Source organism: Nocardia sp. NPDC052001 (assembly GCF_040680615.1).
Classification (GTDB): Bacteria; Actinomycetota; Actinomycetes; order Mycobacteriales; family Mycobacteriaceae; genus Nocardia.
Map to the genome: position 1 here is coordinate 177,340 of NZ_JBFAXC010000010.1, position 26,451 is coordinate 203,790.

Here is a 26,451-nt window from a genome sequence, read left to right on the forward strand (position 1 = left end):
GCTCAGACCATAGGATAGTGACTCGTGACTCCAGCTGACCTTGCAGATCTCCTTCGCGCAACCGCGGCGAAGGTACTTGTCGAACGTGGATCCGACCCTGCGGTCCTGCCCGACGAGGTCAAGGTGGAGCGTCCCCGTAACCCCGAGCACGGTGACTATGCCACGAATGTGGCCATGCAGGTAGGCAAGCGGGCCGGAATGAACCCGCGCGACTTTGCGAATCTGCTCGCCGAGGCGCTGGGCCAGACCCCCAATATCGAGGTCGCCGAGGTCGCCGGACCGGGCTTCCTGAACATCCGCCTGGCCAAGGCCGCGCAGGGCGCGATCGTGGAGAACATCCTCGCGGCGGGCGCGAAGTACGGCAGCGGCGACGCGCTCGCCGGGACCAAAATCAACTTGGAATTCGTCTCCGCCAACCCGACCGGACCCATCCACCTCGGCGGCACCCGCTGGGCCGCGGTCGGCGACGCGCTCGGCCGCATCCTGTCCGCGCAGGGCGCGGACGTCACCCGCGAGTACTACTTCAACGATCACGGCGCGCAGATCGACCGCTTCGCCAACTCCCTCGTCGCCTCCGCGAACGGGCAGCCCACCCCGGAGGACGGGTACGGCGGCGCGTACATCAAGGAGATCGCCGACACCATCGTCGCCGCGCATCCGGATGCGCCGGGTTTGCCCGCGGCCGAACAGCACGAGCTGTTCCGCCGCGAGGGCGTCGAGCTGATGTTCGCGCAGATCAAACAGAACCTGCACGAATTCGGCGTCGACTTCGACGTGTACTTCAACGAGAGCTCGCTGTTCGCCTCCGGCGCGGTCGAGAAAGCCATTCAGACGCTCAAGGATTCGGGCAAGCTCTACGAGAAGGACGGCGCCTGGTGGATCGCGTCCACCGAATACGGCGATGACAAGGACCGCGTCGTCATCAAGAGCGATGGCAAGTCCGCGTACATCGGCGGCGATATCGCCTACTTCCAGAACAAGCGCGCACGCGGCTTCGACCTGTGCATCTACATGCTGGGCGCGGACCATCACGGCTACATCGGCCGTCTGAAGGCCGCCGCCGCCGCGTTCGGCGATGATCCGGACACCGTCGAGGTGCTCATCGGCCAGATGGTGAATCTGCTCGAAGGCGATGTGGCGGTGCGCATGTCGAAGCGCGCGGGCACCGTGGTCACCCTGGACGACCTGGTCGAGGCCATCGGCGTGGACGCCGCGCGGTACTCCCTGGTGCGCTCGTCGGTGAACTCCAGCATCGATATCGATCTGGACCTGTGGACCAAGCAGGACACCGAGAACCCGCTGTACTACGTGCAATACGCGCACGCCCGCACCAACAACATCATCGGCAATTCCGCCGCGTTCGACTTCGCCTCGGTCGCACCGGATTTCAGCCTGATGACCGCAGACCGCGAGGGTGAGCTGATTCGCACCCTCGGTGAATACCCGCGCGTGCTCGCCACCGCCGCCGAGATGCGTGAACCGCACCGGGTAGTCCGCTACCTGGAGGAGCTGGCCGGGGCCTACCACCCCTTCCAGTCCGATAAGGAAATGCGCGTCATCCCCATGGGTGACGAGCCTGTCACCCCCCGAAACGCCGCTCGCCTCGAGCTGGTCAAAGCCACCCGCCAGGTGCTGGCCAACGGCCTCGGCCTGCTAGGCGTCACTGCCCCGGAGCGTATGTAGATGAGTGCACATCCCGCCGGTCCCCGCCACGCGGACATTCCGCCCGCTCAGAACCTTCCCGAGCGGCCGGAGAACTCCCAGCAGATGATCACGCTGCCCGCGAATGTGTGGCCGCGCAACGCTTCTCGCGATGCTGACGGCGTCGTGCGGCTCGCCGGGGTGCCGGTGCACGAGCTGGCGGCCGAGTATGGCACGCCGCTGTTCGTGATCGACGAGGACGACTTCCGTTCGCGCTGCCGCGATATGGTCCGTGCCTTCGGCGCGGACGCGCGAGTGCACTACGCCTCCAAGGCTTTCCTGTCCGCGGAGATCGCCCGCTGGATTCGCGACGAGGGCCTGCACCTGGACGTGTGTTCCGGCGGCGAACTCGCGGTGGCGTTGCACGCCGGTTTCCCGGCCGAGCGAATCGCGTTGCACGGCAACAATAAATCGGTTCCCGAGCTGGAAATGGCGGTCGCCGCCGGCGTCGGCCACGTGGTTCTGGACTCGCTCATCGAGATCGAACGGCTGGAAGCCGTCGCCAAGCGCGCGGACAAGGTTGTCGAGGTGCTGGTCCGCGTCACCGTCGGCGTGGAAGCCCATACGCACGAATACATTTCGACCGCACACGAGGACCAGAAGTTCGGTTTCTCGATCGCCAGCGGCGATGCCATGGAGGCCATCGCCCGAGTCTTCGAGTCCGACAATCTGAAGCTGGTCGGCCTGCACAGCCATATCGGCTCGCAGATCTTCGAGATCGACGGCTTCGAGGTCGCCGCACGACGCATGCTGCGCCTGCTGCACGATGTCATCGACAAGTTCGGCGTGGAACGCACCGCGCAGATCGCGACGCTGGATCTCGGTGGCGGACTGGGTATTTCGTACCTGGCGAGCGATGATCCGCCGCCGCTGGACGATTTCGCCGCGAAGGTGTGCGATCTGGTCGCCGCGGAAGCGGCCCAGATCGGCCTGCCGCGTCCGCAGATCGCGGTCGAGCCGGGTCGCGCCATCGCCGGACCGGGCACGGTCACCCTGTACGAGGTCGGCACCACCAAGGATGTGGTGCTCGACGCGGGCGCGCGTCGCCGTTACGTCAGCATCGACGGCGGAATGAGCGACAATATCCGGCCCGCGCTGTACCAGGCCGAATACGATTGCCGTCTGGTCTCGCGCTCCAGCGAGGCCGCGCCGGTGGTCGCTCGGGTGGTCGGAAAGCATTGCGAGAGTGGGGATATCGTCATTCGTGATACCTGGCTCCCGGCCGATGTCGGCCCGGGTGACCTGGTCGCGGTGGCGGCTACCGGCGCGTACTGCTACTCGATGTCGAGCCGTTACAACATGCTCACCCGGCCCGCCGTGGTCGCGGTGCGAGACGGCAAGGCGCGCTTGATTCTTCGCCGCGAAACGGTGGAGGACCTACTCAGCTTGGAGGTGAATGCATGACCGCCACGGCGAGCCGTGTAAAAGACAACGGTGCTAAGACCGGCGTGTGGGGATCGGATCATCCCATCGGTATCGCGGTCCTGGGTATGGGCACGGTCGGCACCGAAGTGGTTCGCATCATTCGCAACCAGGCTGAGGACCTCTGCAATCGCGTCGGCGCGCCGGTCGTGCTGCGCGGGGTCTCCGTGCGCGATCTGAGCAAGGATCGCGGTATCCCCGCCGAGCTGCTCACCACCGACGCCGAGGCGCTCGTGGCCCGCGACGATGTGGACATCGTGGTCGAGGTCATGGGCGGTATCGATCCGGCCCGCGCGCTCATCCGCACCGCGCTCGAGCACGGCAAGTCCGTGGTCACCGCCAATAAGGCGCTGCTCGCCGATCACACCGGCGAGTTGTCCGCCGCCGCCGAATCACACCGCGCCGACCTGTATTTCGAGGCCGCGGTCGCCGGTGCGATCCCGGTGCTGCGCCCGCTCATCCAGTCGCTGTCCGGTGACCGGGTGAACCGCGTGGTCGGCATCGTGAACGGCACCACCAACTTCATCCTCTCGGCCATGGCCGAAACCGGCGCGGCGTATGCCGATGTGCTGGCCGAGGCCACCCGCCTGGGTTACGCCGAGGCCGATCCGACCGCCGACGTCGAGGGTTATGACGCCGCCGCCAAGGCCGCCATCCTGGCCTCGGTCGCCTTCCACACCCGCGTGACCGCGGCCGATGTCTACCGCGAGGGCATCTCCAAGATCACCGCCGAGGATCTGGAGACCGCCGCGGCTGTCGGCTGCACGGTGAAACTGCTGGCCATGGCCGAGCGCGTCACCGATGACGGCGGCAAGGAGTCCATCTCCGTGCGCGTCTACCCGGCGCTCATCCCGCGCAAGCACCCCCTGGCCTCGGTCAGCGGCGCGTTCAACGCGGTCGTGGTGGAGGCCGAGAACGCCGGCCGCCTGATGTTCTACGGACAGGGCGCGGGCGGCGCGCCGACCGCCTCGGCCGTGATGGGCGATCTGGTTATGGCGGCGCGCAACAAGTTCTACGGTGGCCGCGCTCCGGGCGAGTCGGTTTATGCTGAGCTGCCGATCGCCTCGATCGGTGAAACCCCGACCCGCTACCACGTGAATATGCAGGTCGCCGACCGCACCGGTGTACTCCAGGCGGTCGCGGGCGAATTCGCCAAGCATGGGGTCAGCATTTCGACGGTCCGCCAGGAAGGTCATGACGCGGGCGCCCGCCTGGTCGTGGTGACCCACCACGCGCAGGAATCGGCCCTTGCCGATACCGTGGCCGCGTTGGCCGAACTGGATTCCGTCACATCCGTGACCAGCGTTCTGAGATTGGAAGGCACCGAGGAATGAGTACGACTGCGCGGTCTGCCGTGCATACCCCGTGGCCCGGTTTGATCACCGCGTACCGGGATCGTCTGCCCGTGCCCGCCGACTGGGAGCCGGTGACGCTGTTCGAGGGCGGCACCCCGCTGGTGCCCGCCACGCATCTGTCCGAGCTGACCGGCTGTGAGGTGTACCTCAAGGTCGAGGGCGCGAATCCGACGGGTTCGTTCAAGGACCGCGGCATGACCATGGCCATGACCGATGCCAAGTACAGCGGTAAGACCGCGGTGCTGTGCGCCTCCACCGGCAACACCTCGGCCTCGGCCGCCGCGTACGCGACCCGCGCGGGTCTGCACTGCGCGGTGCTGATTCCGCAGGGCAAGATCGCCATGGGCAAGCTGGCCCAGGCGGTCATGCTGGGTGCGAAGATCATTCAGGTCGAGGGCAATTTCGACGATTGCCTCGAACTGGCGCGCAAGGTCACCGCGGACTTCCCCGAGGTCGGCCTGGTGAACTCGGTGAACCCGGCCCGCATCGAGGGCCAGAAGACCGCCGCGTTCGAAATCGTGGACGCGCTCGGCAAGGCCCCCGATGTGCACGTGCTTCCGGTCGGCAACGCCGGAAACATCACCGCGTACTGGAAGGGTTACGGCGAGTACTACGCCGACGGCACCTCCAGCTCGCGCCCGCGCATGCTGGGCGTACAGGCCGCCGGTGCGGCTCCGCTGGTCAACGGCGCGCCGGTGAGCGATCCGGAGACCATCGCCACCGCCATCCGGATCGGCGCCCCGGCGTCGTGGAATGCCGCGATGGCCGCGAAAGAGGAGTCCGGCGGCGCGTTCCGGGCCGCCACCGATGAGAAGATCCTCGAGGCGTACCGCCTGGTCGCCGCCACCGAGGGTGTTTTCGTGGAGCCCGCGTCGGCCGCCTCGGTCGCCGGTCTGCTCGCGGCACGCCAGGAGGGCTGGCTCGATTCCGGTCTGACCGTGGTCTGCACCGTGACCGGCAACGGTCTCAAGGATCCGGACAACGCGCTGGCCGGTATGCCCGAGGTCAAGCCGATCGCGGTCGATCCGGTCGCCGTGGCGCACGCACTCGAGCTGGCCTGACAGTGAATTCGCGCGAAGGTCAGTTGATGACCAGGACGCTGCCCGCTGGAATCACCGTCACCGTGCGGGTTCCGGCGTCCAGCGCCAATCTGGGGCCGGGTTTCGACACCCTCGGCATCGCGCTGGGGGTGTACGACGAGATCGTGGTCACCACCACCGATTCCGGTTTGAACATCCGGGTCGAGGGTGAGGGCGCGGACGATGTGCCCTGGGGCCCTTCACATCTCGTGGTGCGCGCCATCGAACGCGGCCTGCAGGCCGCGGGCGTCTGGGCCGATGGCCTGGACGTGCTGTGCCGCAACGTGATTCCGCATTCGCGGGGGCTGGGCTCCTCGGCCTCCGCGGTGGTCGGCGGGCTGGCCGCCGGTCGCGGTCTCGCCGCGAAATTCGATGCCGCACTGGCCTATGACCAGGACGTCATGGTGCAGCTGGCGGCCGAATTCGAAGGCCACCCGGATAATTCCTCGGCCAGTGTGCTCGGCGGAATCGTGGTGTCCTGGACCGAAACCGACCGTCCCGACGCAAATGGCCTGGCGGACCACCACGTTCGCGCCTACCGCGCGGTCCGTCTGGAACCGCATCCGTCGCTGCGCCCGGTCGTGCTCATTCCCGAAGAGCGGTCCTCGACCGCGCACACCCGGGGACTGCTGCCGGACAATGTCCCGCACGCCGACGCGGCCTTCAATGCCAGCCGCGCCGCACTCGCCGTCGTAGCCTTGACGCAACGTCCTGACCTGCTGCTCCCCGCCACCGCGGACCGGCTACACCAGGGTTACCGCGCGTCCGCGCTGCCGCTCACCACGAAATGGATCGAACGCCTGCGCGCCGCGGGTATCGCCGCCACCGTTTCCGGCGCCGGACCGACCATTCTGGCCCTCGGGACCAGCGAATTCCCTGCGGAACTGCGCGAACTCGCCATTGCCGACGGACTGCGAGTTCTCGAACCCGGTATTGCCGGTGGGGTATCGGTGGATTGACAGCGCGCCTGCCTTGCCGATGTAAAGGCCGGGAGCTATCCTGAGCGAGTCCGTACATCGTGCGCGTCAGACGCCGGTGCTTCATCAGGGCAAATCGCTCCAGAGGCTCCTTGCTCAGGCTCGAGGCTTGAGGCTCGAAACTTGGGGGTAGCCAGTTCACTGGAATGATCTCTCCCACCTTTTCACTCGGTGGCGAAGCCCACGCGGTGGTAAAACCACCAATCCGGCGCAGCACGCGATACGGCATCCGAGTCCGGCATACGACCGGACTGCAGGAGGAACCCTCGAACAGGCACACGGCAGTCGAGGGAAGGAAAGGATTTCCGTGACAGATACGGACCTGCTCGCGACACCCGGGGTGGAAAGTGATTCAACCTCCTCGGATCGCGAAAGTGAATCCGGACAGATTTCGAAGATGAGCGAACACACTGACATCGCACGATCGGGGCTGACTGGAATGTTGTTGCCGCAGTTGCGTGCGCTTGCGGGGGAACTCGGAATTCGAGGCACCTCCGGGATGCGTAAGGGTGATCTCATCGCCGCCATCAAGGAGAATCAGTCCGGCGGCGCCGCGAAGGAGACCGGTGGCAAGGCCACCTCCGCGCGGAATGCCAAGGGCAAGAGCGATTCTGCGCCGACCGGCGGGGAGTCCGCGTCGGCTGCGCCCGCTCCCGCGAAGGCCGAAACCGCTGCCGTGAAGGCCGAAACCGCCCCCGCGAAGGTCGTGGAAACCCGGGTCAAGACCGAGGTTCCGACGTACAACTCCGCCGAGAAGACCGCCGAGCCGCGTGAGGCGAAGCGGGAAGAGGCCGAGGGCACTCGCGCCGAGAGCGGTGACGACAACCGCGATGGCGGCCAGCGTGGCCGCGGTCGCCAGCGCCGGGGTCGCGATCAGCGTCCCGCCGGCGGAAATGCCAATGCCGAGGCCGCTGCCTCGGAATCCGCCCCTGCCGCTGAGAAGCCGGAGCAGGAGGGTGGTGAGCGTCGCCGCGAGCGCAATAACAATCAGCAGTCCGGCGGCCAGAACCAGAACAGCAATCAGAACGGCACCGCGCGCGGCGGCAATAACAACGACCGCGACCGCAATCGTGCCGCCGCCGATGACGACGAGGAAGGCGGCCGCGGTCGCCGGGGTCGTCGCTTCCGTGAGCGTCGCCGCGGGCGTGACCGCGACGGCGTGCCCGGCGAGGTCGGCAACAGCCGCGAGAGCCGTGAACTCGAGATCCGCGAGGACGACGTCCTGCAGCCGGTCGCGGGCATTCTCGACGTGCTCGACAACTACGCGTTCGTGCGCACCTCCGGCTACCTGGCCGGTCCGAACGACGTGTACGTGTCGATGAACCTGGTCCGCAAGAACGGCCTGCGCCGCGGTGACGCCATCACCGGCGCGGTGCGCGCTCCGCGTGACGGCGATCAGAGCAATCAGCGGCAGAAGTTCGATCCGCTGGTGCGCCTGGACACGGTCAACGGCTCGGATATCGAAAGCGCCAAGCGCCGGCCGGAATTCCAGAAGCTGACCCCGCTGTACCCGAATCAGCGACTGCGGCTGGAGACCCAGCCGAACAAGCTGACCACGCGCATCATCGATCTGATCATGCCGATCGGTAAGGGTCAGCGCGCGCTGATCGTGTCCCCGCCCAAGGCGGGTAAGACCACGATCATGCAGGACATCGCGAACGCGATCGCCGTCAACAATCCGGAGTGCTACCTCATGGTGGTGCTGGTGGACGAGCGTCCCGAGGAAGTGACCGATATGCAGCGCTCCGTGCGCGGCGAGGTCATCGCCTCCACGTTCGACCGCCCGCCGGGCGATCACACCTCGGTCGCGGAACTCGCGATCGAGCGTGCGAAGCGTCTGGTCGAGATGGGTCAGGACGTCGTGGTGCTGCTCGACTCGATCACCCGATTGGGCCGCGCGTACAACAACTCGTCCCCGGCCTCGGGCCGAATCCTTTCCGGTGGTGTGGATTCCACCGCGCTGTACCCGCCCAAGCGGTTCCTCGGCGCGGCCCGCAATATCGAGAACGGCGGCTCGCTCACCATTATCGCGACCGCGATGGTGGAGACCGGTTCCACCGGTGACACGGTCATCTTCGAGGAGTTCAAGGGCACGGGTAACGCCGAGCTCAAGCTCGATCGCAAGATCGCCGAGCGCCGCGTGTTCCCCGCGGTCGACGTCAACCCGTCCGGCACCCGCCGCGACGATCTGCTGATGTCACCCGATGAGGCCGGGGTGCTGCACAAGCTGCGCCGCGTGCTGTCGGGTCTGGATTCGCATCAGGCCATCGACCTGCTCGTGGATCGACTCAAGAAGACCAAGAGCAATGCCGAGTTCCTGATGACGGTCTCCAAGACCGCGCCGAACGCCATCGACGAATAAGCTTCGCGCACAGGCGATTCCATCTGGAACGATGCGGCGGCAGCCCCACTTCGGTGGGGCTGTCGCCGTTTCACGGGTAGGTAGGTCGGCAGGTGTCGCGGTTCGGGTTTCGGGCTGTAGAACGCCATTCCGATGACCGCCGCTCCCGCGATCATGACCGCGAGAATGGTCGCGGTCACGGCGCCGGACGCGCTGTCCGGCGTCGTGACCGCTGTGTAGGTGAGCGTGCCGTCCCCGTGCGGCGGGGTAGGGGCCAGGGTCTGGTTTCCCGCCGCGCGACCGGACTCGTCCGGAACGGCACACCACCCCGCGATCACGATCAGCGTCAGCACTCCCAGGACCACCCCTGCGGCGATCTCCGCATCCTTCCTGGTCACAGCTGCCCTTCCCGTAGTCGCGAGGCTTTCACCTGCGATTACTTTATGAACACCAGTGTTCGCATTCACGAGTAGCGAACTACTCGTTCTTCAGCCTCGCTCGAGGACCGCGAACCCGCGTGCCCACAGTTTCTTGGGGGTACACGAAACCGACCCATCGGTTGGTTCAGTGCCCGCCCGGATCGGCCCGGAATTTTTCGGGCCCGGGCATTGTCTATACTTTCCGTTTGGCAACCATGCCTAGTCGGTTCCGGTTCACGCCTCGCGAGGCGACCCGGCGCCATTCGAAAGGACACCATGAAGGCAGGAATTCACCCCACGTACGTCGATACGACGGTCGTGTGCGGCTGCGGCAACACCTTCCAGACCAAGAGCACCAAGGAGTCCGGCCAGATCTCGGTCGAAGTTTGCTCCCAGTGCCACCCGTTCTACACGGGCAAGCAGAAGATCCTGGACACCGGTGGCCGCGTGGCTCGCTTCGAGGCTCGCTACGGCAAGCGTGCGAAGGCCAGCGAAGCCAACTAGCTACTCTGACGACGCCCGTCCTGTGCACAAAGCAGGGCGGGCGTCGCGGTGTTTCCAGGGTCGGCCGCGGACAGCAGCGGAAAGACCCGCAAACTATCTGTGAGCACGACCGACCCGAGGAGCAACCGCGATGGCTGACAAGACAGCCCCCAACGCGATCGACGACATTCTGGCCGAATACGGCGCGCTGGAAGCCCAGCTGGCCGATCCGGACCTGCACAACAATCCGGGCGCGGCGCGCCGGGTCGGCAAGCGCTTCGCCGAACTCGGCCCGATCATGGCCGCCTACAACAAACTCACCACCACGCGTGACGATCTGGCGGCGGCCGAAGAACTCGCCGCCGACGATTCCTCCTTCGCCGCCGAAATCCCGGGATTGCGCGCGCAGGTCGAGGAATTGGAGAAGACGCTCACCGATCTGCTCGCCCCGCGCGATCCGCATGACGCGGATGACGTTGTGCTGGAAGTGAAATCGGGTGAAGGCGGTGAGGAATCCGCGCTCTTCGCCTCCGATCTGGCGCGCATGTACATCCGGTACGCCGAACGGCACGGGTGGAAGGTCGAGGTGCTCGACGCCAACATCACCGATATGGGTGGCTACAAAGAGGCGACCATCTCCATCAAGGCCAAGGAGCCGTCCCTGGACGGCGTCTGGTCCAAGCTGAAATTCGAGGGCGGCGTGCACCGCGTACAGCGCGTACCCGTCACCGAATCGCAGGGCCGCATCCACACCTCGGCCGCCGGCGTCCTGGTGTACCCCGAGCCCGACGAGGTGGAAGAGGTGCAGATCGACGATAAGGATCTGCGCGTCGACGTGTACCGCTCCTCCGGTAAGGGCGGACAGGGCGTCAACACCACCGACTCCGCCGTCCGCATCACCCACCTACCCACCGGCATCGTCGTGACCTGCCAGAACGAGCGTTCGCAGCTGCAGAACAAGATGCGCGCCATGCAGGTGCTGGCCGCCCGGTTGCAGGCGCTGGCCGAGGAGCAGGCCGATCAGGAAGCCGCCGCGGGCCGCGCCTCGCAGATTCGCACCGTCGACCGCTCCGAGCGCATCCGCACCTACAACTTCCCCGAGAACCGGATCGCCGATCACCGCATCGGCTTCAAGGCGCACAACCTCGATTCGGTGCTCGACGGCAATCTGGAAGACCTCTTCCAGGCCCTCGGCGAGGCCGACCGCGCCGCCCGCCTCGCCGCCGAATAAACCCCTCAGCTAACCGAATCCTGCCGGTCGGAACGGCTTTCGTGGGAATATGAATCGCTTGTCGGGACCGTCCACCGGAGAGGTCGGCACATCATGAACCGCGCGCCGTTGCGCCCTGCGATCCGCGAGGCCGCGGAAGTGTTGGCGGCCGCCGGGGTGCACAGCCCCGGCACGGACGCGGAATTGCTCGCGGCACACGTGCTGGGCGTGGACCGCATGCGCCTGGCCCTGGTGCCGATGGTCACCGCCGACCAGTTGGAGGAATTCCGCAAACTGGTGGCCCGTCGCGCCGAACGCGTTCCGCTGCAACACCTTACGGGTACGGCGGCGATGGGGGAGATCGATCTCGCGGTGGGACCGGGCGTGTTCATCCCTCGTCCGGAGACCGAGTTGCTCTTCGCCTGGGCCCTGGCTCAATTGGAAGCGGTCGGCCACGAACACCAGCCGATCGTGGTGGATCTCTGCACCGGTTCGGGCGCGCTCGCGCTGGCGATCGCGCACGCTCGCCCCGATGTCCAGATGCACGCGGTCGAACTCGACTCCGAGGCCATCGCCTGGGCGCGCCGCAATGCCCTGCAACTCGCGGACGAGGGCGACACCCCCATCGATCTGCACGCCGCCGATGTCACCGATCCGGAGCTGCTCAGCCAACTCACCGGCACCGTCGACATCGTCGTATCCAACCCGCCGTATATCCCCGCGGCCGCCGAACTGGATCCCGAAGTCGCGGACCACGATCCACACCGCGCCCTCTTCGGCGGCCCCGACGGCCTGGATGTCATCCGCCCCATGGTTCCGAATATCGCGCGACTGCTGCGCCCCGGCGGTGCGGTGGCCATCGAACACGATGACACCAACGGTTCCGGAGTGGCGGCGCTGCTCACCGCCGCGGGGTTCACCGCGGTCGTCGAACACCCCGATCTCGCGGGTAAACCCCGCTTCGTGGTCGCTCGGTTCGCCGCCGAATAGGCGTCCGCGCGCACCGTCATCGGCGGACTTTCCGTCCGGGTGGTCGTGGAATTCGAGTCCGCGCCGCCCGCGACCCACCGCGACGAATGACTCTCGAGGTATCCGTGCCAAGATGTTGCGCGTGAGTACCGTCTACGACTGTGCCGATTCCGATTCGCGGGCCGCTGGTTTGATCGCGGCCCGGAGTGCGCTGAAATCGGGACGGCTGGCAGTGATTCCGACCGACACCCTCTACGGCCTGGCCGCCGACGCCTTCGACAGCCAGGCTGTCAGCGCGCTGCTGGCCGCCAAGCGGCGTGGCCGGGATATGCCGGTGCCGGTGCTCGTCGGATCGTGGAACACGATCGACGGCTTGGTGTTCTCGGTCCGCCCGCAGGCGCGCGAACTCATCCGCGCGTTCTGGCCCGGTGGCCTGAGTCTCGTTGTGCAGCAAGCCCCTTCGCTCGCCTGGGACCTGGGGGACACCCGCGGCACGGTGATGCTGCGGATGCCGTTGCATCCGGTCGCGCTCGAGGTGCTGCGTGAGGTCGGCCCGCTCGCGGTGTCGAGTGCGAACGTGTCCGGGCAGCCGCCCGCCAAGACCGCCGCGGAGGCCAAGGCGCAACTGGGCGATCTGGTCGGGGTGTACCTCGACGGCGGTCCCGCCGATCACGCGATCGCCTCCACCATCGTGGATCTGACGTCCGATGCCCCGCGCATTCTGCGCGAGGGCGCCGTCCCGACCGAGAAGGTGGCGGAGGTCCTCGGCATGTCGCCGGAGGAGCTGCTGTCCCCAGGCGAGCGGTGACGGCCCGATAAATGCTGTTGAGTCAGGGCGTTTTCAGCCAGGGCGCGGTCGTCCCGCTGCGGGAGCTGCTGCTGGTGCTGTTCGTCGCGTCGGTGGTGACCTTTCTCTGCACCGGCGGAATCCGGGTGGGGGCCATTGCCTTCGGCGCCGTGGCGGTACCGCGTGAGCGCGATGTCCATGTGAAGCCGATTCCCCGCATGGGCGGGCTCGGCATCTATCTGGGTGTCATCGGCGCCGTGCTGTTCGCGCATCAGCTGCCCGCGTTGCGCCGCGGCTTCGACTATCCGAAGGACATTCCGGCGGTGCTCGCGGCGGGCACGCTGATCGTGCTGGTCGGAATCATCGACGACCGCTGGGGTTTGGACGCGCTCACCAAATTCGTCGGTCAGGTGACCGCGGCCGGGGTGATGGCGGTGATGGGCCTGTCCTGGGTGGCCATCTACAACCCCTTCACCAATGAGACCGTGGTGCTGGATCCGCTGCAGGGCGGTCTGGTGACGGTCGGCATCACGGTGACGCTCATCAATGCCATGAATTTCGTCGACGGTCTGGACGGTTTGGCCGCGGGTCTGGGTTTCATCGCCTCGGTCGCGGTTTTCGTGTTCAGCGTCGGCCTGCTCTACGAAGTCGGCGGTTCGACCGATACCTATCCGCCCGCGCTGCTGGCCGCCGCGCTTGCCGGTGGTTGTCTGGGATTTCTGCCGCACAATTTTCAACCGGCCCGAATATTCATGGGCGACACCGGCTCCATGCTCATCGGATTGATGCTGGCCGCGGTGTCGACGGGTGCGTCGGGCCGAATTCCGCTGCAGGGTTACGGCCCGCGCGACATCGTGGGTCTGTTGTCGCCGCTGTTGCTGGTGGGCGCGGTGATGTTCATTCCGGTACTCGATCTTGTTTTGGCGATCGTGCGCCGAGTTCGCGCGGGTGTGAGTTTCTCCACTCCCGACAAAATGCATCTGCATCACCGTTTGCTGCAGATCGGGCATTCGCATCGCCGCGTCGTGCTGTTGATCTACTTGTGGGTGAGCGTGCTCGCTTTCGGCGCGGTCGGCACGTCATTGATGGATCGGCGCGTGGTGGTGCTGCTGTTCGCGGCGGGCCTGGTATTCGCGCTGATCGTGACCTCGGTGCCGTCGTGGCGCGAGCTCACCGCGCGTGCGGGACGCAAACCACCGCGCGGCCCGGACGCGACCGCCCGGTAGAGTTTGCTGACGTGAGCACGCCTTCCACCCCCGATCCCGACGCCCCGCTGCGGGCGGCCCTGCGCTACGGCCTGATGGGTTTGGCTGTGCTGGTGGTGGTTTCGGCAATTCTGTCGTCGATCATCGCCGGTGTGCCCGGCCTCTGGGGCGCACTGATCGGTTCGGCCATCGGCGGCGGATTCATTCTGACGACCGCCGCCTCGGTGCTCTTCAGCGCGAAGATCGAATCCGGTTTGCAGGGCATCGTGATTCTGGGCAGCTGGGTCGGAAAGCTGGTGCTGGCGCTCGTCGTAGTCGCGATTCTTCGCAAATTCGACTTCTACAGCCCGACCGCGCTGTTCCTGACCGTGGTCGGCGCGCTCCTGATCGTGCTCGGCGCGGAGACGTATGGCCTTCTGCGGCAACGGGTTCCGACGGTTCAGACCGAACGCGAGCTGTAATCGCGGCGCAGTTCACCGGCTGTTTATGCCACCCCCTACACGTTGTCGTAGATAACTTGATAAACTCTTTACTTGTAGCCGACCGAAGCACAAGGGGGGGTCACCTGAGACCCGCCTGAGAGCAGGTTATGCTTACTGCCGTACCGGACCCTTCGGGTCTTGGTTCTGCACCGTCGACGATGTCGCCGACGCGCGTACAGACGCCCGGGCGCAAGCCCCTCAGCTGCTGACGAACTTCGAGCCGACCTGAGTCGACCACCAGATCGTCAATGTCCGATCGAACCGCAGGCAAACCATTGCCTGCGGCCCGACCACGGGAGAGAACGCTGAGCGTCACCATTTTGGCGGGCGAGTTCCACGCGCCGTCGCTTAACGACTTCTTCCCTCCAGCAGTGCTGTTCGAGGGGACGCCTTTCGAGCTCGACCGTTTGATGCTCATTCGCATCATCATGGCGGCCGTTCTTGTGATCGTGATGCTCGCGGCTTTCCGTCGTCCGCAGCTGGTTCCGCGCGGTCTGCAGAATGTCGCCGAATCCGGTCTGGTGTTCGTCAAGGAACAGATCTGCGATGAGGTCCTGGGCAAGGAATCCGGTAAGAAGTTCTTCCCGCTTATCGCGTCGATCTTCTTCACCGTCCTGTTCCTGAACATCTCCGGTGTCATTCCGGGCCTGAACATCTCATCCAATGCGCGCATCGGCATGCCGCTGGTGCTGGCCGTCGTCGCCTACGTCACCTTCAACTACGTGGGCATCAAGAAGTACGGCTTCCTGAAATACATGCGCTCGAGCATCGTCGTGCCGAATGTGCCGCCCGCGCTGCACATCCTGCTGATCCCGATCGAGTTCCTCTCGACCTTCGTGCTCCGCCCGTTCACGCTCACCGTTCGTCTTCTGGCGAATATGCTGGCCGGCCACATCATGCTGGTGCTGTTCTTCAGCGCCACCCAGTTCTTCCTGTTCGATGCCGTCTCCTGGATGAAGGTGTTCTCGCCGTTCTCGCTGCTCGCGGGCTTCGGCTTCACACTCTTCGAACTCCTGGTGGTCTTCCTGCAGGCGTACGTGTTCGCACTGTTGACCGCTGTGTACATCGGTCTTGCGCAGCACGCCGACTCTCACTGACCGACCGCACTACCAAAACCTGCCTTACACGCCGCCCGGCGGGTGGGCGACAGAAAGGGAATGGAACACACATGAGCACCCTCTCGTACCTGGCTGCTGAAGTTGCCGAGTCCAAGTCCAAGGGCTTCGGCGCCATCGGTTACGGCCTCGCTGCGATCGGCCCCGGCATCGGTGTAGGCATCGTGGTCGGTAAGGCCATCGAGGGCATCGCCCGTCAGCCCGAGCTGCAGGGCACCATCCGGACCACCATGTTCCTGGGTATCGCGTTCACCGAGGCCCTGGCGCTGATCGGTCTCGTCGCCGGCTTCATTTTCTGATTCCGGCATAAGACTAGGAATCAACGATGAACAGCATTTATTTGCTCGCGGCCGAGGAGGATATCAACCCCCTCGTCCCGAAGACCTATGACATTGTCTGGTCCGCGATCGTCTTCATCGTTATCGCCTTTGTCTTCGCCAAGTACGTCGTCCCGCGCCTGACCAAGGTGCTGGACGAGCGCACGGAGAAGATCGAGGGCGGTATCGCCAAGGCGGAGGCCGTGCAGGCCGAGGCCCAGGCCACCCTGCAGCAGTACCAGGAGCAGCTGGCCGAGGCTCGCCTCGAGGCCGCGCGCATTCGTGAGGAAGCGCGCACTCAGGGCCAGACCATCCTGGCGCAGTTGCGTGCCGACGCGCAGGCCGAGGCCGACCGCATCGTGGCTTCGGGCCACACCCAGCTGGAAGCCCAGCGCCTGCAGATCGTGACCGAACTGCGTTCCGAGCTCGGCCGCACCGCGGTCGATCTGGCCGAGAAGATCATCGGTCAGTCGGTGGCCGACGAGGCCAAGCAGGCCGCGTCGATCGACCGGTTCCTCGCGGAGCTGGATGCGAACGCCGGCATCGGGGTCGGAAGGTAACGAACCGAAAGTGGGAAGCATGTACGCAGCGAGCCGTGAGGCGAGCTCCCGTGCGCGGGAAGCTCTTCGGGCCGCTCTGACCGGAAGCGACACCGTCGCGGCCACGACGGGCTCCGAACTGTTCGCCGTTGTCGCCGTCCTCGACGACCAGCGCTCGCTGCGTGTGGCGCTCGCGGATAAGTCGGTGTCCAGCTCGGCCCGCGCCGAACTGGCCGAACGCCTCTTCGGCGGCAAGGTCAGTGGAGCCACCCAGACGGTGCTGACCACCGCGGTGGCGCAGGACTGGTCCCGCGCCCGCGACCTGGTCGACAGCCTGGTGCTGCTCGGCAACGAAGCGCTGTTGCGTGCCGCGGAAGACCGCGGCCGTCTCGGCGCCGTTGAGGACGAGCTGTTCCGGCTGGGCCGGATCGTCGAAGACAACCCCGCGCTGGAGCAGGCGCTGACCGATCACGGCAAGCCGCTCGCGGCCAAGCGTGAACTGGTGCAGCGCTTGCTCGCGGACAAGGTCGAGGAGATCACCCTCGAACTGGTCCAGCAGGCGGTCGCCCGCAGCAAGAAGGGCGATATCGGCGAGGCCTTCGACCACCTGTCCGACCTGGCCGCGTCGCTCCGGGATCAGATCGTGGCGCATGTGCGCTCCGCGTCGGCCCTGACGACGCAGCAGCGTGAGCACCTTGCGGCCTCGCTGCAGCGCATCTACGACAAGCCCGTCACGGTGCACGTGCAGGAAGACCCGAGCCTGCTGGCCGGTGTCGTCGTGCGCGTGGGCGACGACCTGATCGACGGCAGCGCCGTCGGCCGACTGCAGCGCTTGCGACAGTCTCTCGCGTGAGACCACCGGCTTCGGCCGGTAGTCCGCAGAGACGCGAAAAGCGCACCAACACACCGACATTCGAGACCACAGCGAGAGCAGGAAGAACATGGCGGAGCTGACGATCTCCCCCGATGAGATCCGTAGCGCGATCGAGAGCTACACCCAGAGCTACACCCCGGAAACCTCCATCGAGGAAGTGGGCGTCGTCACCGACACCGGCGACGGCATCGCCCACATCAGCGGCCTCCCCGGCGCGATGGCGAACGAGCTGCTGGAATTCCCCGGCGGCGTGCTCGGCGTCGCGCTGAACCTGGAGGACACCGAAATCGGTGCCGTCGTCCTGGGTGAGTTCGACACCATCGAGGAGGGCCAGCAGGTCCGCCGTACCGGCGACGTGCTCTCGGTCCCGGTGGGCGACAACTTCCTGGGCCGCGTGGTGAACCCGCTGGGCGCCCCCATCGACGGCCTGGGCGAGATCGAGTCCGACGAGCGTCGCGTTCTCGAACTGCAGGCCGCCACCGTGCTGGAGCGCCAGCCCGTCGGTGAGCCGCTGGCCACCGGCATCACCGCGATCGACGCCCTGACCGCCATCGGCCGCGGCCAGCGTCAGCTCGTCATCGGTGACCGCAAGACCGGTAAGACCGCGGTCTGCATCGACGCGATCATCAACCAGAAGGCCAACTGGGCCACCGGCGATCCGACCAAGCAGGTGCGCTGCATCTACGTCGCGATCGGCCAGAAGGGTTCCACCATCGCGGGCGTCAAGGCCGCGCTGGAGGCCCACGGTGCGATGGAGTACACCACCATCGTCGCGGCCCCCGCTTCTGACTCCGCCGGCTTCAAATGGCTTGCGCCGTACACCGGTTCGGCCATCGGCCAGCACTGGATGTACCAGGGCAAGCACGTCCTGATCGTGTTCGACGACCTGTCCAAGCAGGCCGAGGCGTACCGCGCCATCTCGCTGCTGCTGCGCCGCCCGCCGGGCCGCGAGGCGTACCCGGGTGACGTGTTCTACCTGCACTCCCGTCTGCTGGAGCGTTGCGCGAAGCTGTCCGATGAGCTCGGTGCCGGTTCCATGACCGCGCTGCCGATCATCGAGACCAAGGCCAACGACGTGTCGGCGTTCATCCCGACCAACGTCATCTCCATCACCGACGGCCAGGTCTTCCTGGAGTCGGACCTGTTCAACAAGGGTGTCCGCCCGGCCATCAACGTCGGTATCTCGGTATCCCGCGTCGGTGGCGCCGCGCAGACCAAGGCCATGAAGCAGGTCGCCGGTTCGCTGCGTCTGGAGCTCGCCTCCTACCGTGAGCTGGAAGCCTTCTCCGCGTTCGCCTCCGATCTGGATGCCGCCTCGCTGGCGCAGCTGGAACGTGGCGCCCGCTGGGTCGAGCTGCTCAAGCAGGACCAGTACGCCCCGGTTTCGGTTGAGGATCAGGTTGTTTCGCTGTTCCTGGTCGACGCCGGCTACTACGACTCGGTGCCGGTCGGCGATGTGCGCCGCTTCAACTCCGAGCTGCTGGAGAACCTGCACGCCACCGTGCAGCCTTCCTTCGACGCCCTGCAGGGCGGCGCGAAGAAGCTCGAGGGTGAGACCGCCGATTCGTTCAAGACCGCGACCGACAAGTTCAAGCAGGGCTTCCTTGCTTCGGACGGCAGCCGCGTCGTGAACGAGGCCGAGGCCGGCAAGCTCGATCACGAAGAGGTCGAGTCGCTTTCCGTCACTCGCAAGCACGTCGAGAAGTAAGAACGGCGAAGCTGATGCGACTGTCTGACTCGAGGAATGAAGGGAGTGTGAACCGCTAATGCCAAGCGTGCGCGAACTGCGCTCCCGAATTCGTTCCGTGAGCTCGATCAAGAAGATCACCAAAGCGCAAGAGCTGATCGCGACCTCGCGAATCAGCAAGGCGCAGGCCCGGGTCGCGGCGGCCAAGCCGTACGCGGAGGAGATCACCAAGGTGCTTGCCGAATTGGCAAGCGCCAGTGGGAATCTCACCCACCCGCTGCTCACCGAGCGGCCGAACGCGCGCCGTGCCGCGGTACTGGTGATCACCAGTGACCGCGGTATGTGCGGTGGCTACAACTCCAACGTGCTCAAGCGCACCGAGGAGCTGCTGACCACGCTGCGGTCCGAGGGCAAAGAGCCGGTGCTGTACGTCATGGGCGCCAAGGGCCTGACGTTCTACACCTTCCGTAAGCGTGATGTGAACGGCGCGTGGACCGGCTTCTCGCAGTCGCCGAACTATGTGGACGCCTCCGCGGCGTGCAACCACCTGGTCGAGGCGTTCATGGCGGGCGCCGACGGCGAAGTGGCCGCACCCAACGGCGAAGGCACCATGGCCGGCGTCGATGAGCTGCACATCGTCTACACGCGTTTCGTGTCGATGCTGTCGCAGGTCCCCGAGGTCCGTCGCCTGGCTCCCATTCAGGTGAGCTACGTCGACGAGAACTTCGATCTGGGTGAGGACAGCTTCTCCGACGGGAACTCCGAGCCCACGGCTCAGTACGAGTTCGAGCCGGATGCGGACGTCCTGCTGGGCGCGCTGCTGCCGAAGTACATCAACACTCGGATTTATTCGTCGCTGCTCGACGCGGCGGCATCGGAGTCGGCTGCGCGCCGCACCGCGATGAAGGCGGCCACCGATAACGCTACGGATCTGGTGAATTCACTGACCCGTACCGCGAATTCGCTGCGCCAGGCCGGAATCACGCAGGAAATCACGGAAATCGTCGGTGGCGCCAACGCGCTGGCGTCGAGCTCGGACCGCGACTAGACACGGAAGAGAACCAATGACCGCAGCTGTCACTAAAGAAACCCGGGTGGGCGCTGGCACCGGCCGCGTCTCCCGTGTCATCGGCCCCGTCGTGGACGTCGAGTTCCCGCGCGGCTCCATCCCCGAGCTGTACAACGCGCTGAACGTCGACATCGCGCTCGCGTCCGTTGCGAAGACCCTGACCCTCGAGGTCGCACAGCACCTGGGCGACAACATCGTTCGCACCATCTCCATGCAGCCGACCGACGGTCTGGTGCGTGGGGTCGAGGTGCGCGACACCGGTAAGCCGATCTCGGTTCCGGTCGGCGATGTCGTCAAGGGCCACGTCTTCAACGCGCTGGGCGACTGCCTGGACACCCCCGGCCTGGGCCGCGACGGCGAGCAGTGGGGCATCCACCGCCAGCCGCCCGCCTTCGACCAGCTCGAGGGTAAGACCGAGATCCTGGAAACGGGCGTCAAGGTCATCGACCTGCTGACTCCGTACGTCAAGGGCGGCAAGATCGGTCTGTTCGGTGGTGCCGGTGTCGGCAAGACCGTTCTGATCCAGGAGATGATCACCCGTATCGCTCGCGAGTTCTCCGGCACCTCGGTGTTCGCGGGCGTCGGTGAGCGCACCCGTGAGGGCACCGACCTCCACCTGGAAATGGAAGAGATGGGCGTCCTTCAGGACACCGCCCTCGTCTTCGGCCAGATGGACGAGCCGCCGGGCACGCGTATGCGCGTCGCCCTGTCGGCCCTGACCATGGCGGAGTACTTCCGCGATGTGCAGAACCAGGACGTGTTGCTCTTCATCGACAACATCTTCCGGTTCACCCAGGCCGGCTCCGAGGTCTCGACCCTGCTGGGTCGTATGCCCTCGGCCGTGGGTTACCAGCCCACCCTGGCGGACGAGATGGGTCAGCTCCAGGAGCGGATCACCTCGACCCGTGGTCGCTCGATCACCTCGATGCAGGCGATCTACGTCCCCGCCGACGACTACACCGACCCGGCGCCGGCGACCACCTTCGCCCACCTGGACGCGACGACCGAGCTTTCCCGCCCGATCTCGCAGAAGGGCATCTACCCGGCCGTCGACCCGCTGACCTCGACCTCTCGTATCCTCGAGGCGTCCATCGTCGGCGACCGTCACTTCCAGGTGGCCAACGAGGTCAAGCGGATCCTGCAGAAGTACAAGGAACTGCAGGACATCATCGCCATCCTCGGTATGGACGAGCTCTCCGAAGGCGACAAGGTCCTCGTCGGCCGTGCGCGTCGTCTGGAGAAGTTCCTGGGTCAGAACTTCATCGTCGCCGAGAAGTTCACCGGCCAGGAAGGTTCCGTCGTTCCGCTGGAGCAGACGATCGACGACTTCGATCGCGTCTGCAAGGGCGAGTTCGATCACCTGCCCGAGCAGGCGTTCAACTCCTGCGGTGGCCTGGACGACGTCGAGGCGGCCGCGAAGAAGATCGCCGGGAAGTAGTCCACCATGGCGGATATGTCAGTTGATCTGGTCGCCGTAGAGCGACTGCTGTGGTCGGGGCGGGCGAAGTTCGTCTCCGCCCAGACCACGGAGGGCGAGATCGGCATCCTGGCCGGCCACGAACCGCTGCTCGGTCAGCTGGTCGAAGCCGGCACGGTGACCATCGTGTCCGACAGCGATGAGCGCATCGTCGCGGCCGTGCACGGCGGATTCTTCTCGGTGACCGCCACTTCGGTGCGCGTCCTCGCCGAATCCGCTGATTTCGCAGGCGATATCGACGAGGCGGCCGCCAAGGCCGTCCTCGCCGACGCCGATGCGAGCGCGGATGCGCAGGCCAAGGCCCAGGGCCGCCTGCGCGCGCTGGAGAAGGCCGCACAGGGCTGATCCGAGTTTCCATTCGGCAAAAGAGCGGCGGCTCTGGGAAATATCCCAGGGCCGCCGCTCTTTTCGTTTACACTCAGCACCGGCCGCGGATGTGATCTGACCCATTCCGCAATGCCTCGGCTATTTCAGCACTTTCAGCTTTACCTCAAATGAGTTGGCGCAGCGCGGTCTCGCCCGGGTATGAGCGGGTGTGGCCGCGCCTCGATGAGCGAGGGGTGAATGAACGGGCTTCGAATCAGCAGGTGGACCATCGCGGCAATGGCTGTCGCGGTAGGCATCGGTTTCTTTTCACCGGGTGCGGCGAACGCGGACGTCATCGTCCCGCTGCCCAACGGGCATATCGAGGGACCGGGCGTGAAAATCACGAGTGTCGGTGAGCGAGCGGTCATTTCGCCGTCGCTGGCGTCCAATGGCGCGGGCCGCACCTCGTGGGTGAGCGGCAATGTGATCGCCGATGTGGAGACGCCCGACGGTGAGGTCGGTCCCAATAACGGGCCCAAGAATTTTCCGGGTACCAATAATTCGGGTACACACGGTTCCTCCAACCTGACTGTGGGATATGTGGTCGGCTGTCAGGTTTCGCTCGGTGCGCTGAGCGCGAATGCGGCGGTGACGATCAGTACCACCCCCACGCTCGCCGCCGGATTCAGTTTTCCGCTGTCACCCGGACAGGTGGTGTGGCTGGCGATCAACAACATCGAATTGATCAAGAGCGGCAGCTATCAGATTCAGTATCAGGATCTGCCGATGGAGATTCAGGGCTGCGCGGGATACGCCCAGGCGCGCCAGTTCTCGGTCGTCGAGATCATCGGCGTGGACTACGCCAAGGTCACCCTCTACGGCCAGCCGTTCAGCCTCGGCTGACGTCTCGCACTCCGACGCGAAAGGATCGCATGTTCGGCTCGAATCGAAATCCATTGAGCGGCAAGCTTTTCGGGGTCGCGCTGGCCGCGGCGGTGCTGTTCGGGCTGCACGCGCCGGGCACGGCGGTGGCCGACACCTTCATTCCGCTGCCCGGCGGGGTGATCTCGCGGACACTGGCGGACGGCACCGTCGTCACGCTCCGCATCGACAATGAATCGGCCAAGATCAATCCGTCCATGGGCGATACGCCGGTGCATCGCAATGTGTGGGTCAGCGGACGCGGCAGCATCGATCTGGTCGGGCCGAGCGCCTCCGATGCCACCATCAAGATCTCACCCGGCTACGTCGTCGGCTGCCAGGTGGACATCAGTCAGTTCTCGCCGAGCGAGAATGCCAGCGAATCCGCCACCTTGGGGTCGGGCGGGCTGACCAACCTGCAGCCTTCGGAAGCGCTCGGCGGCGGTATCACGGTCGCTCCGGGCCAGGCGGTGGCGCAATTGCTGCTGGATCTGGAGAAGCCCGACGACTACGGCCAGGAATCGCATAAGCGCTACAACAAGGTCCCGGGTCCGCACGCCAGCGTCTCCTGGGTCGACGAGACCTTCGCGGTGAACGGTTGCGGCGGGTATGCCCAAGCCCGTTCCTTCCTGCTCGCCGAGATCGACACCACCACCTTCATCGGCAACCTGGCGCTGTGGGGCGAGCCCTTCAGCATGGGTTGATCGATAGGTGAGCTGAACAGGGCATACGTCACATTCGGTGGATGGTGGAACCTCGTGTTCACACGGTCGCTACTATCGACCGAACACGGGGTCCCGCCGATGGCGGGTGTGTGAATCGACAGCCGAGGCTGATGTGAAGGGACGGAGCAACATTGCGGACCGGGATGGTGGTTCTGATCATTCTGGTGCTGTTGCTTGTCGGATTGGCCCTGGCTTCCACATATCGCCTGATCATGCTGCGTCGCGGCGGAACCGCAGCGCTGCTGCGGGTGCTCCCGGCGCGTGGTCACGGCGGCGGCTGGCGGCACGGATTGATCCGCTACGGCGAGGACACCCTCGTCTTCTACAAGCTCTCCAGCCTCAAACTGGGCCCGGACTCCACGATTCGCCGCCTCGGCATCGAGGTCGGCACCGGTCGGCGCGCGCCCGAGGGTGACGAGTTCGACATCATGAACGACGAGGCCATCGTCGAGGTCTCCGACGAGAGCGGTAGCTACGAGCTGGCTTTGGACCGCGGCGCGCTCGCGGCCTTCCTGTCCTGGGTGGAGTCCCGCCCGTCGGAGCGCATTCGCCGCCGGCGGTAATAGTGTGAACGCGTGAGTGTGCATCTGACGCGGATCTATACCCGGACCGGAGACGACGGGACCACGGGGCTCAGCGATTTCTCGCGGGTGGCCAAGACCGATCCCCGGCTCATCGCCTACGCCGACTGTGACGAGGCCAATGCCGCGCTCGGCGTCGCCATCGCGCTCGGGAATCCCGATGAGCGCATCCGCCGGGTGCTGCTCGCCATCCAGAACGATCTGTTCGACGCGGGCGCGGATCTGTCCACCCCCGTTGTCGAAGATCCCAAATATCCGCCGCTGCGCATCACGCAGCCGTACATCGACCGCTTGGAGAAGTGGTGCGATGAGTTCAATGAGCCTCTGGCAGCACTGAATTCGTTCATTCTGCCCGGCGGCACGCCGCTCGCCGCGCTGTTGCACGTGGCGCGCACGGTTGCGCGACGCGCCGAGCGTTCCGCCTGGGCCGCGGTCGACGCGCATCCGGATGACACCGGCGTGCTGCCCGCGAAATACCTGAACCGACTGTCCGACCTGCTGTTCATTCTCGGTCGCGTGGCCAACCCCGAAGGCGACATCCTCTGGCGGCCGGGCGGAGAGGCCACGGGGGAGGGACAGGACCACTAGGCTGACCGTCGTGAGTGAACGGTTTCTGGTGACCGGGGGCAGCAGGCTCGTCGGTGAGGTCGCGGTAGGCGGCGCGAAGAACAGCGTCCTCAAGCTGATGGCCGCCGCGCTGCTGGCCGAGGGTACGACCACCATCACGAACTGCCCGGACATCCTGGATGTCCCGCTGATGGCGGACGTGCTGCGCGGTCTCGGCTGTGATGTCACGGTCGACGGCGGGACGGTCACCATCGTGACCCCGCCGGAACCCAAGTACCACGCGGACTTTCCCGCCGTGACCCAGTTCCGCGCCTCGGTGTGCGTACTGGGTCCGCTGATGGCGCGCTGTAAGCGCGCGGTGGTCGCGCTGCCCGGCGGTGACGCCATCGGTTCGCGCCCGCTCGATATGCATCAGCAGGGTCTACGCCTACTCGGCGCGACCAGCGAGATCGAACACGGCTGCCTGGTGGCGCGCGCCGACGAATTGCAGGGCGCGCGGATTCGCCTGGACTTCCCGTCCGTCGGCGCGACCGAGAACATCCTCATGGCAGCGGTGCTCGCCGAGGGGGAGACGGTCATCGACAATGCCGCGCGCGAACCCGAGATCGTGGACCTGTGCAACATGCTGGCGCGCATGGGAGCTCGGGTCGCGGGTGCGGGTACCTCGGTATTGACCATCGAGGGCGTGGACAAGCTGTCCCCGACGACCCACCGCGTGATCGGTGACCGCATCGTCGCCGCCACCTGGGGTATCGCCGCGGCGATGACGCAGGGCGATGTCCGCGTGACGGGGATCAATCCCAAGCATCTGTCCCTCGTGCTGGACAAGCTGCGTTCCGCGGGTGCGCGAATCTCGTTCGAGCCGGACGGTTTCCGCGTCGTGCAGTCGGATCGTCCGCGCGCGGTGAACTTCTCGACGCTGCCGTTCCCGGGTTTCCCGACCGATCTGCAGCCGATGGCCATCGGCCTGGCCGCCATCGCGGATGGCACCTCGATGATCACCGAGAACATCTTCGAAGCGCGTTTCCGCTTCGTGGAGGAGATGATTCGGCTGGGCGCCGATGCCCGCACCGACGGTCATCACGCTGTGGTGCGCGGGATTCCGCGGTTGTCGAGCGCTCCGGTCTGGTCCTCGGACATTCGCGCCGGCGCGGGCTTGGTGCTCGCGGGTCTGGTCGCGGACGGTGTCACCGAAGTCCACGATGTCTTCCACATCGACAGGGGCTACCCGGATTTCGTGGAGAACCTGCGCTCGCTCGGAGCCGAGATCGAGCGGGTCGGCACCGGCGAATGAACGGCCGGTGACGGGAAGGGTTCGCGAAAACCCCTCCTGAACAGCCGATTTGACATGCGAATGACCAACACGTAACTTTATTCGAGTCAGAGCGACACGGACACCAACCCGGACCGAGAGGTCAGGGAAACGAGGTTGGACGGCGAGCGCCTGACTGATCACATTGGCTCCTCCGAACAGCGGATTTGGTTCTGCTGCGCGGGTCGAGCTAAGCTTTGAAAGCAGCCGCAGAGATCAACCGGGACAAAGAGCCCGCGAGATTCTGCGTGCGTGTGTTCTTTGAGAACTCAATAGTGTGTCGATGAATGTCAGTGCCAATATTTTATTGGTTCCGGCCTTCCACACCCCCGTGTGAGAAGGTTGGACATTTAGTCAGCAAATACTTTTGCTGGCGTTTGATTTTGCCAAGGTTTTCGGACTCTGGTTAATTCTTCCAATTAGCTCTTCGGAGCGAGTTGAGAGTCTTCAACGGAGAGTTTGATCCTGGCTCAGGACGAACGCTGGCGGCGTGCTTAACACATGCAAGTCGAGCGGTAAGGCCCTTCGGGG

Annotated in this window: 25 protein-coding genes and 1 rRNA gene; all 26 read left to right on the plus strand. The window is 65.6% G+C overall.

The annotated features are described in order from the left end of the window. Positions 1–24 precede the first annotated feature (24 nt). Positions 25–1,683, plus strand: a complete 1,659-nt coding sequence (argS, locus tag AB0L82_RS35025) for an arginine--tRNA ligase (RefSeq protein WP_364646440.1) — start codon at positions 25–27, stop codon at positions 1,681–1,683. Next, positions 1,684–3,105 carry a diaminopimelate decarboxylase gene (gene lysA / locus AB0L82_RS35030; RefSeq protein WP_364646443.1) on the plus strand — a complete coding sequence of 474 codons (1,422 nt, stop codon included), beginning with the start codon at positions 1,684–1,686 and terminating at the stop codon, positions 3,103–3,105. Then, positions 3,102–4,457: a homoserine dehydrogenase gene (locus AB0L82_RS35035; protein ID WP_364646446.1), complete on the plus strand. Its 1,356-nt coding sequence runs from the start codon at positions 3,102–3,104 to the stop codon at positions 4,455–4,457. Before lysA ends, AB0L82_RS35035 begins: the two co-directional genes overlap by 4 nt. Further along, positions 4,454–5,539: a threonine synthase gene (gene thrC / locus AB0L82_RS35040; RefSeq protein WP_364646449.1), complete on the plus strand. Its 1,086-nt coding sequence runs from the start codon at positions 4,454–4,456 to the stop codon at positions 5,537–5,539. The genes AB0L82_RS35035 and thrC overlap by 4 nt, the downstream gene beginning before the upstream one ends. Before the next feature lie 26 nt (positions 5,540–5,565). Then, positions 5,566–6,516: a homoserine kinase gene (thrB, locus tag AB0L82_RS35045; RefSeq protein ID WP_364646452.1), complete on the plus strand. Its 951-nt coding sequence runs from the start codon at positions 5,566–5,568 to the stop codon at positions 6,514–6,516. 325 nt (positions 6,517–6,841) lie between these two features. After that, complete coding sequence (gene rho / locus AB0L82_RS35050; protein ID WP_364646455.1) at positions 6,842–8,896, plus strand: transcription termination factor Rho; 2,055 nt, start codon at positions 6,842–6,844, stop codon at positions 8,894–8,896. Between the two features lie 674 nt (positions 8,897–9,570). Continuing rightward, on the plus strand, positions 9,571–9,798 hold the full coding sequence (gene rpmE / locus AB0L82_RS35055) for a 50S ribosomal protein L31 (protein WP_364646458.1): 228 nt from the start codon (positions 9,571–9,573) through the stop codon (positions 9,796–9,798). A gap of 130 nt (positions 9,799–9,928) precedes the next feature. Further along, positions 9,929–11,008, plus strand: a complete 1,080-nt coding sequence (prfA, locus tag AB0L82_RS35060) for a peptide chain release factor 1 (protein WP_364646461.1) — start codon at positions 9,929–9,931, stop codon at positions 11,006–11,008. A 93-nt stretch (positions 11,009–11,101) separates the two neighbouring features. Next, the gene (gene prmC / locus AB0L82_RS35065) at positions 11,102–11,977 is read left to right on the plus strand and encodes a peptide chain release factor N(5)-glutamine methyltransferase (RefSeq protein WP_364646464.1); all 876 of its coding nucleotides are present in this window, start codon (positions 11,102–11,104) and stop codon (positions 11,975–11,977) included. Positions 11,978–12,098: 121 nt separating this feature from the next. Further along, complete coding sequence (locus tag AB0L82_RS35070) at positions 12,099–12,764, plus strand: L-threonylcarbamoyladenylate synthase (protein ID WP_364646466.1); 666 nt, start codon at positions 12,099–12,101, stop codon at positions 12,762–12,764. A gap of 11 nt (positions 12,765–12,775) precedes the next feature. After that, entirely contained in the window at positions 12,776–13,969 is a 1,194-nt protein-coding gene (locus tag AB0L82_RS35075) for an MraY family glycosyltransferase (protein ID WP_364646470.1), read from the plus strand. A gap of 11 nt (positions 13,970–13,980) precedes the next feature. Next, positions 13,981–14,409, plus strand: coding sequence for a hypothetical protein (locus AB0L82_RS35080; protein WP_364646473.1), 429 nt, complete (start codon positions 13,981–13,983; stop codon positions 14,407–14,409). Positions 14,410–14,678: 269 nt separating this feature from the next. Then, the gene (gene atpB / locus AB0L82_RS35085; protein WP_364646476.1) at positions 14,679–15,527 is read left to right on the plus strand and encodes a F0F1 ATP synthase subunit A; all 849 of its coding nucleotides are present in this window, start codon (positions 14,679–14,681) and stop codon (positions 15,525–15,527) included. A 71-nt stretch (positions 15,528–15,598) separates the two neighbouring features. Continuing rightward, the gene (locus tag AB0L82_RS35090; protein ID WP_067562316.1) at positions 15,599–15,844 is read left to right on the plus strand and encodes an ATP synthase F0 subunit C; all 246 of its coding nucleotides are present in this window, start codon (positions 15,599–15,601) and stop codon (positions 15,842–15,844) included. A 26-nt stretch (positions 15,845–15,870) separates the two neighbouring features. After that, positions 15,871–16,422, plus strand: a complete 552-nt coding sequence (locus tag AB0L82_RS35095) for a F0F1 ATP synthase subunit B (protein WP_364646480.1) — start codon at positions 15,871–15,873, stop codon at positions 16,420–16,422. Positions 16,423–16,441: 19 nt separating this feature from the next. Beyond that, a complete protein-coding gene (locus AB0L82_RS35100; RefSeq protein ID WP_364646483.1) occupies positions 16,442–17,254 on the plus strand; it encodes a F0F1 ATP synthase subunit delta in 813 nt (270 codons plus the stop codon). 88 nt (positions 17,255–17,342) lie between these two features. Further along, entirely contained in the window at positions 17,343–18,983 is a 1,641-nt protein-coding gene (gene atpA, locus AB0L82_RS35105) for a F0F1 ATP synthase subunit alpha (protein WP_364646486.1), read from the plus strand. Positions 18,984–19,041: 58 nt separating this feature from the next. Continuing rightward, complete coding sequence (locus AB0L82_RS35110; RefSeq protein WP_364646489.1) at positions 19,042–20,010, plus strand: F0F1 ATP synthase subunit gamma; 969 nt, start codon at positions 19,042–19,044, stop codon at positions 20,008–20,010. A 16-nt stretch (positions 20,011–20,026) separates the two neighbouring features. After that, positions 20,027–21,469, plus strand: coding sequence for a F0F1 ATP synthase subunit beta (gene atpD / locus AB0L82_RS35115; protein WP_067702204.1), 1,443 nt, complete (start codon positions 20,027–20,029; stop codon positions 21,467–21,469). 6 nt (positions 21,470–21,475) lie between these two features. After that, positions 21,476–21,853, plus strand: a complete 378-nt coding sequence (locus AB0L82_RS35120; protein ID WP_364646492.1) for a F0F1 ATP synthase subunit epsilon — start codon at positions 21,476–21,478, stop codon at positions 21,851–21,853. Between the two features lie 258 nt (positions 21,854–22,111). After that, positions 22,112–22,717, plus strand: a complete 606-nt coding sequence (locus AB0L82_RS35125) for an MspA family porin (protein WP_364646495.1) — start codon at positions 22,112–22,114, stop codon at positions 22,715–22,717. A gap of 29 nt (positions 22,718–22,746) precedes the next feature. Next, positions 22,747–23,439, plus strand: coding sequence for an MspA family porin (locus AB0L82_RS35130; RefSeq protein WP_364646498.1), 693 nt, complete (start codon positions 22,747–22,749; stop codon positions 23,437–23,439). Positions 23,440–23,603: 164 nt separating this feature from the next. Further along, positions 23,604–24,023: a DUF2550 domain-containing protein gene (locus AB0L82_RS35135; RefSeq protein ID WP_364646501.1), complete on the plus strand. Its 420-nt coding sequence runs from the start codon at positions 23,604–23,606 to the stop codon at positions 24,021–24,023. Positions 24,024–24,035: 12 nt separating this feature from the next. Continuing rightward, complete coding sequence (locus AB0L82_RS35140; protein ID WP_364646504.1) at positions 24,036–24,629, plus strand: cob(I)yrinic acid a,c-diamide adenosyltransferase; 594 nt, start codon at positions 24,036–24,038, stop codon at positions 24,627–24,629. 10 nt (positions 24,630–24,639) lie between these two features. Next, on the plus strand, positions 24,640–25,902 hold the full coding sequence (murA, locus tag AB0L82_RS35145) for a UDP-N-acetylglucosamine 1-carboxyvinyltransferase (RefSeq protein ID WP_364646507.1): 1,263 nt from the start codon (positions 24,640–24,642) through the stop codon (positions 25,900–25,902). A gap of 465 nt (positions 25,903–26,367) precedes the next feature. Beyond that, positions 26,368–26,451, plus strand: a 16S ribosomal RNA gene (locus tag AB0L82_RS35150); the annotation flags it as partial.

Coding starts and splice junctions, on each gene's coding strand:
- lysA (WP_364646443.1), top strand. CDS start 1,684: ATGAGTGCACATCCCGCCGGTCCCCGCCACGCGGACATTCCGCCCGCT.
- AB0L82_RS35035 (WP_364646446.1), top strand. CDS start 3,102: ATGACCGCCACGGCGAGCCGTGTAAAAGACAACGGTGCTAAGACCGGC.
- thrC (WP_364646449.1), top strand. CDS start 4,454: ATGAGTACGACTGCGCGGTCTGCCGTGCATACCCCGTGGCCCGGTTTG.
- thrB (WP_364646452.1), top strand. CDS start 5,566: ATGACCAGGACGCTGCCCGCTGGAATCACCGTCACCGTGCGGGTTCCG.
- rpmE (WP_364646458.1), top strand. CDS start 9,571: ATGAAGGCAGGAATTCACCCCACGTACGTCGATACGACGGTCGTGTGC.
- prfA (WP_364646461.1), top strand. CDS start 9,929: ATGGCTGACAAGACAGCCCCCAACGCGATCGACGACATTCTGGCCGAA.
- prmC (WP_364646464.1), top strand. CDS start 11,102: ATGAACCGCGCGCCGTTGCGCCCTGCGATCCGCGAGGCCGCGGAAGTG.
- AB0L82_RS35075 (WP_364646470.1), top strand. CDS start 12,776: ATGCTGTTGAGTCAGGGCGTTTTCAGCCAGGGCGCGGTCGTCCCGCTG.
- atpB (WP_364646476.1), top strand. CDS start 14,679: ATGTCCGATCGAACCGCAGGCAAACCATTGCCTGCGGCCCGACCACGG.
- AB0L82_RS35090 (WP_067562316.1), top strand. CDS start 15,599: ATGAGCACCCTCTCGTACCTGGCTGCTGAAGTTGCCGAGTCCAAGTCC.
- AB0L82_RS35095 (WP_364646480.1), top strand. CDS start 15,871: ATGAACAGCATTTATTTGCTCGCGGCCGAGGAGGATATCAACCCCCTC.
- AB0L82_RS35100 (WP_364646483.1), top strand. CDS start 16,442: ATGTACGCAGCGAGCCGTGAGGCGAGCTCCCGTGCGCGGGAAGCTCTT.
- atpA (WP_364646486.1), top strand. CDS start 17,343: ATGGCGGAGCTGACGATCTCCCCCGATGAGATCCGTAGCGCGATCGAG.
- AB0L82_RS35110 (WP_364646489.1), top strand. CDS start 19,042: ATGCCAAGCGTGCGCGAACTGCGCTCCCGAATTCGTTCCGTGAGCTCG.
- atpD (WP_067702204.1), top strand. CDS start 20,027: ATGACCGCAGCTGTCACTAAAGAAACCCGGGTGGGCGCTGGCACCGGC.
- AB0L82_RS35120 (WP_364646492.1), top strand. CDS start 21,476: ATGGCGGATATGTCAGTTGATCTGGTCGCCGTAGAGCGACTGCTGTGG.
- AB0L82_RS35125 (WP_364646495.1), top strand. CDS start 22,112: ATGGCTGTCGCGGTAGGCATCGGTTTCTTTTCACCGGGTGCGGCGAAC.
- AB0L82_RS35130 (WP_364646498.1), top strand. CDS start 22,747: ATGTTCGGCTCGAATCGAAATCCATTGAGCGGCAAGCTTTTCGGGGTC.
- AB0L82_RS35135 (WP_364646501.1), top strand. CDS start 23,604: ATGGTGGTTCTGATCATTCTGGTGCTGTTGCTTGTCGGATTGGCCCTG.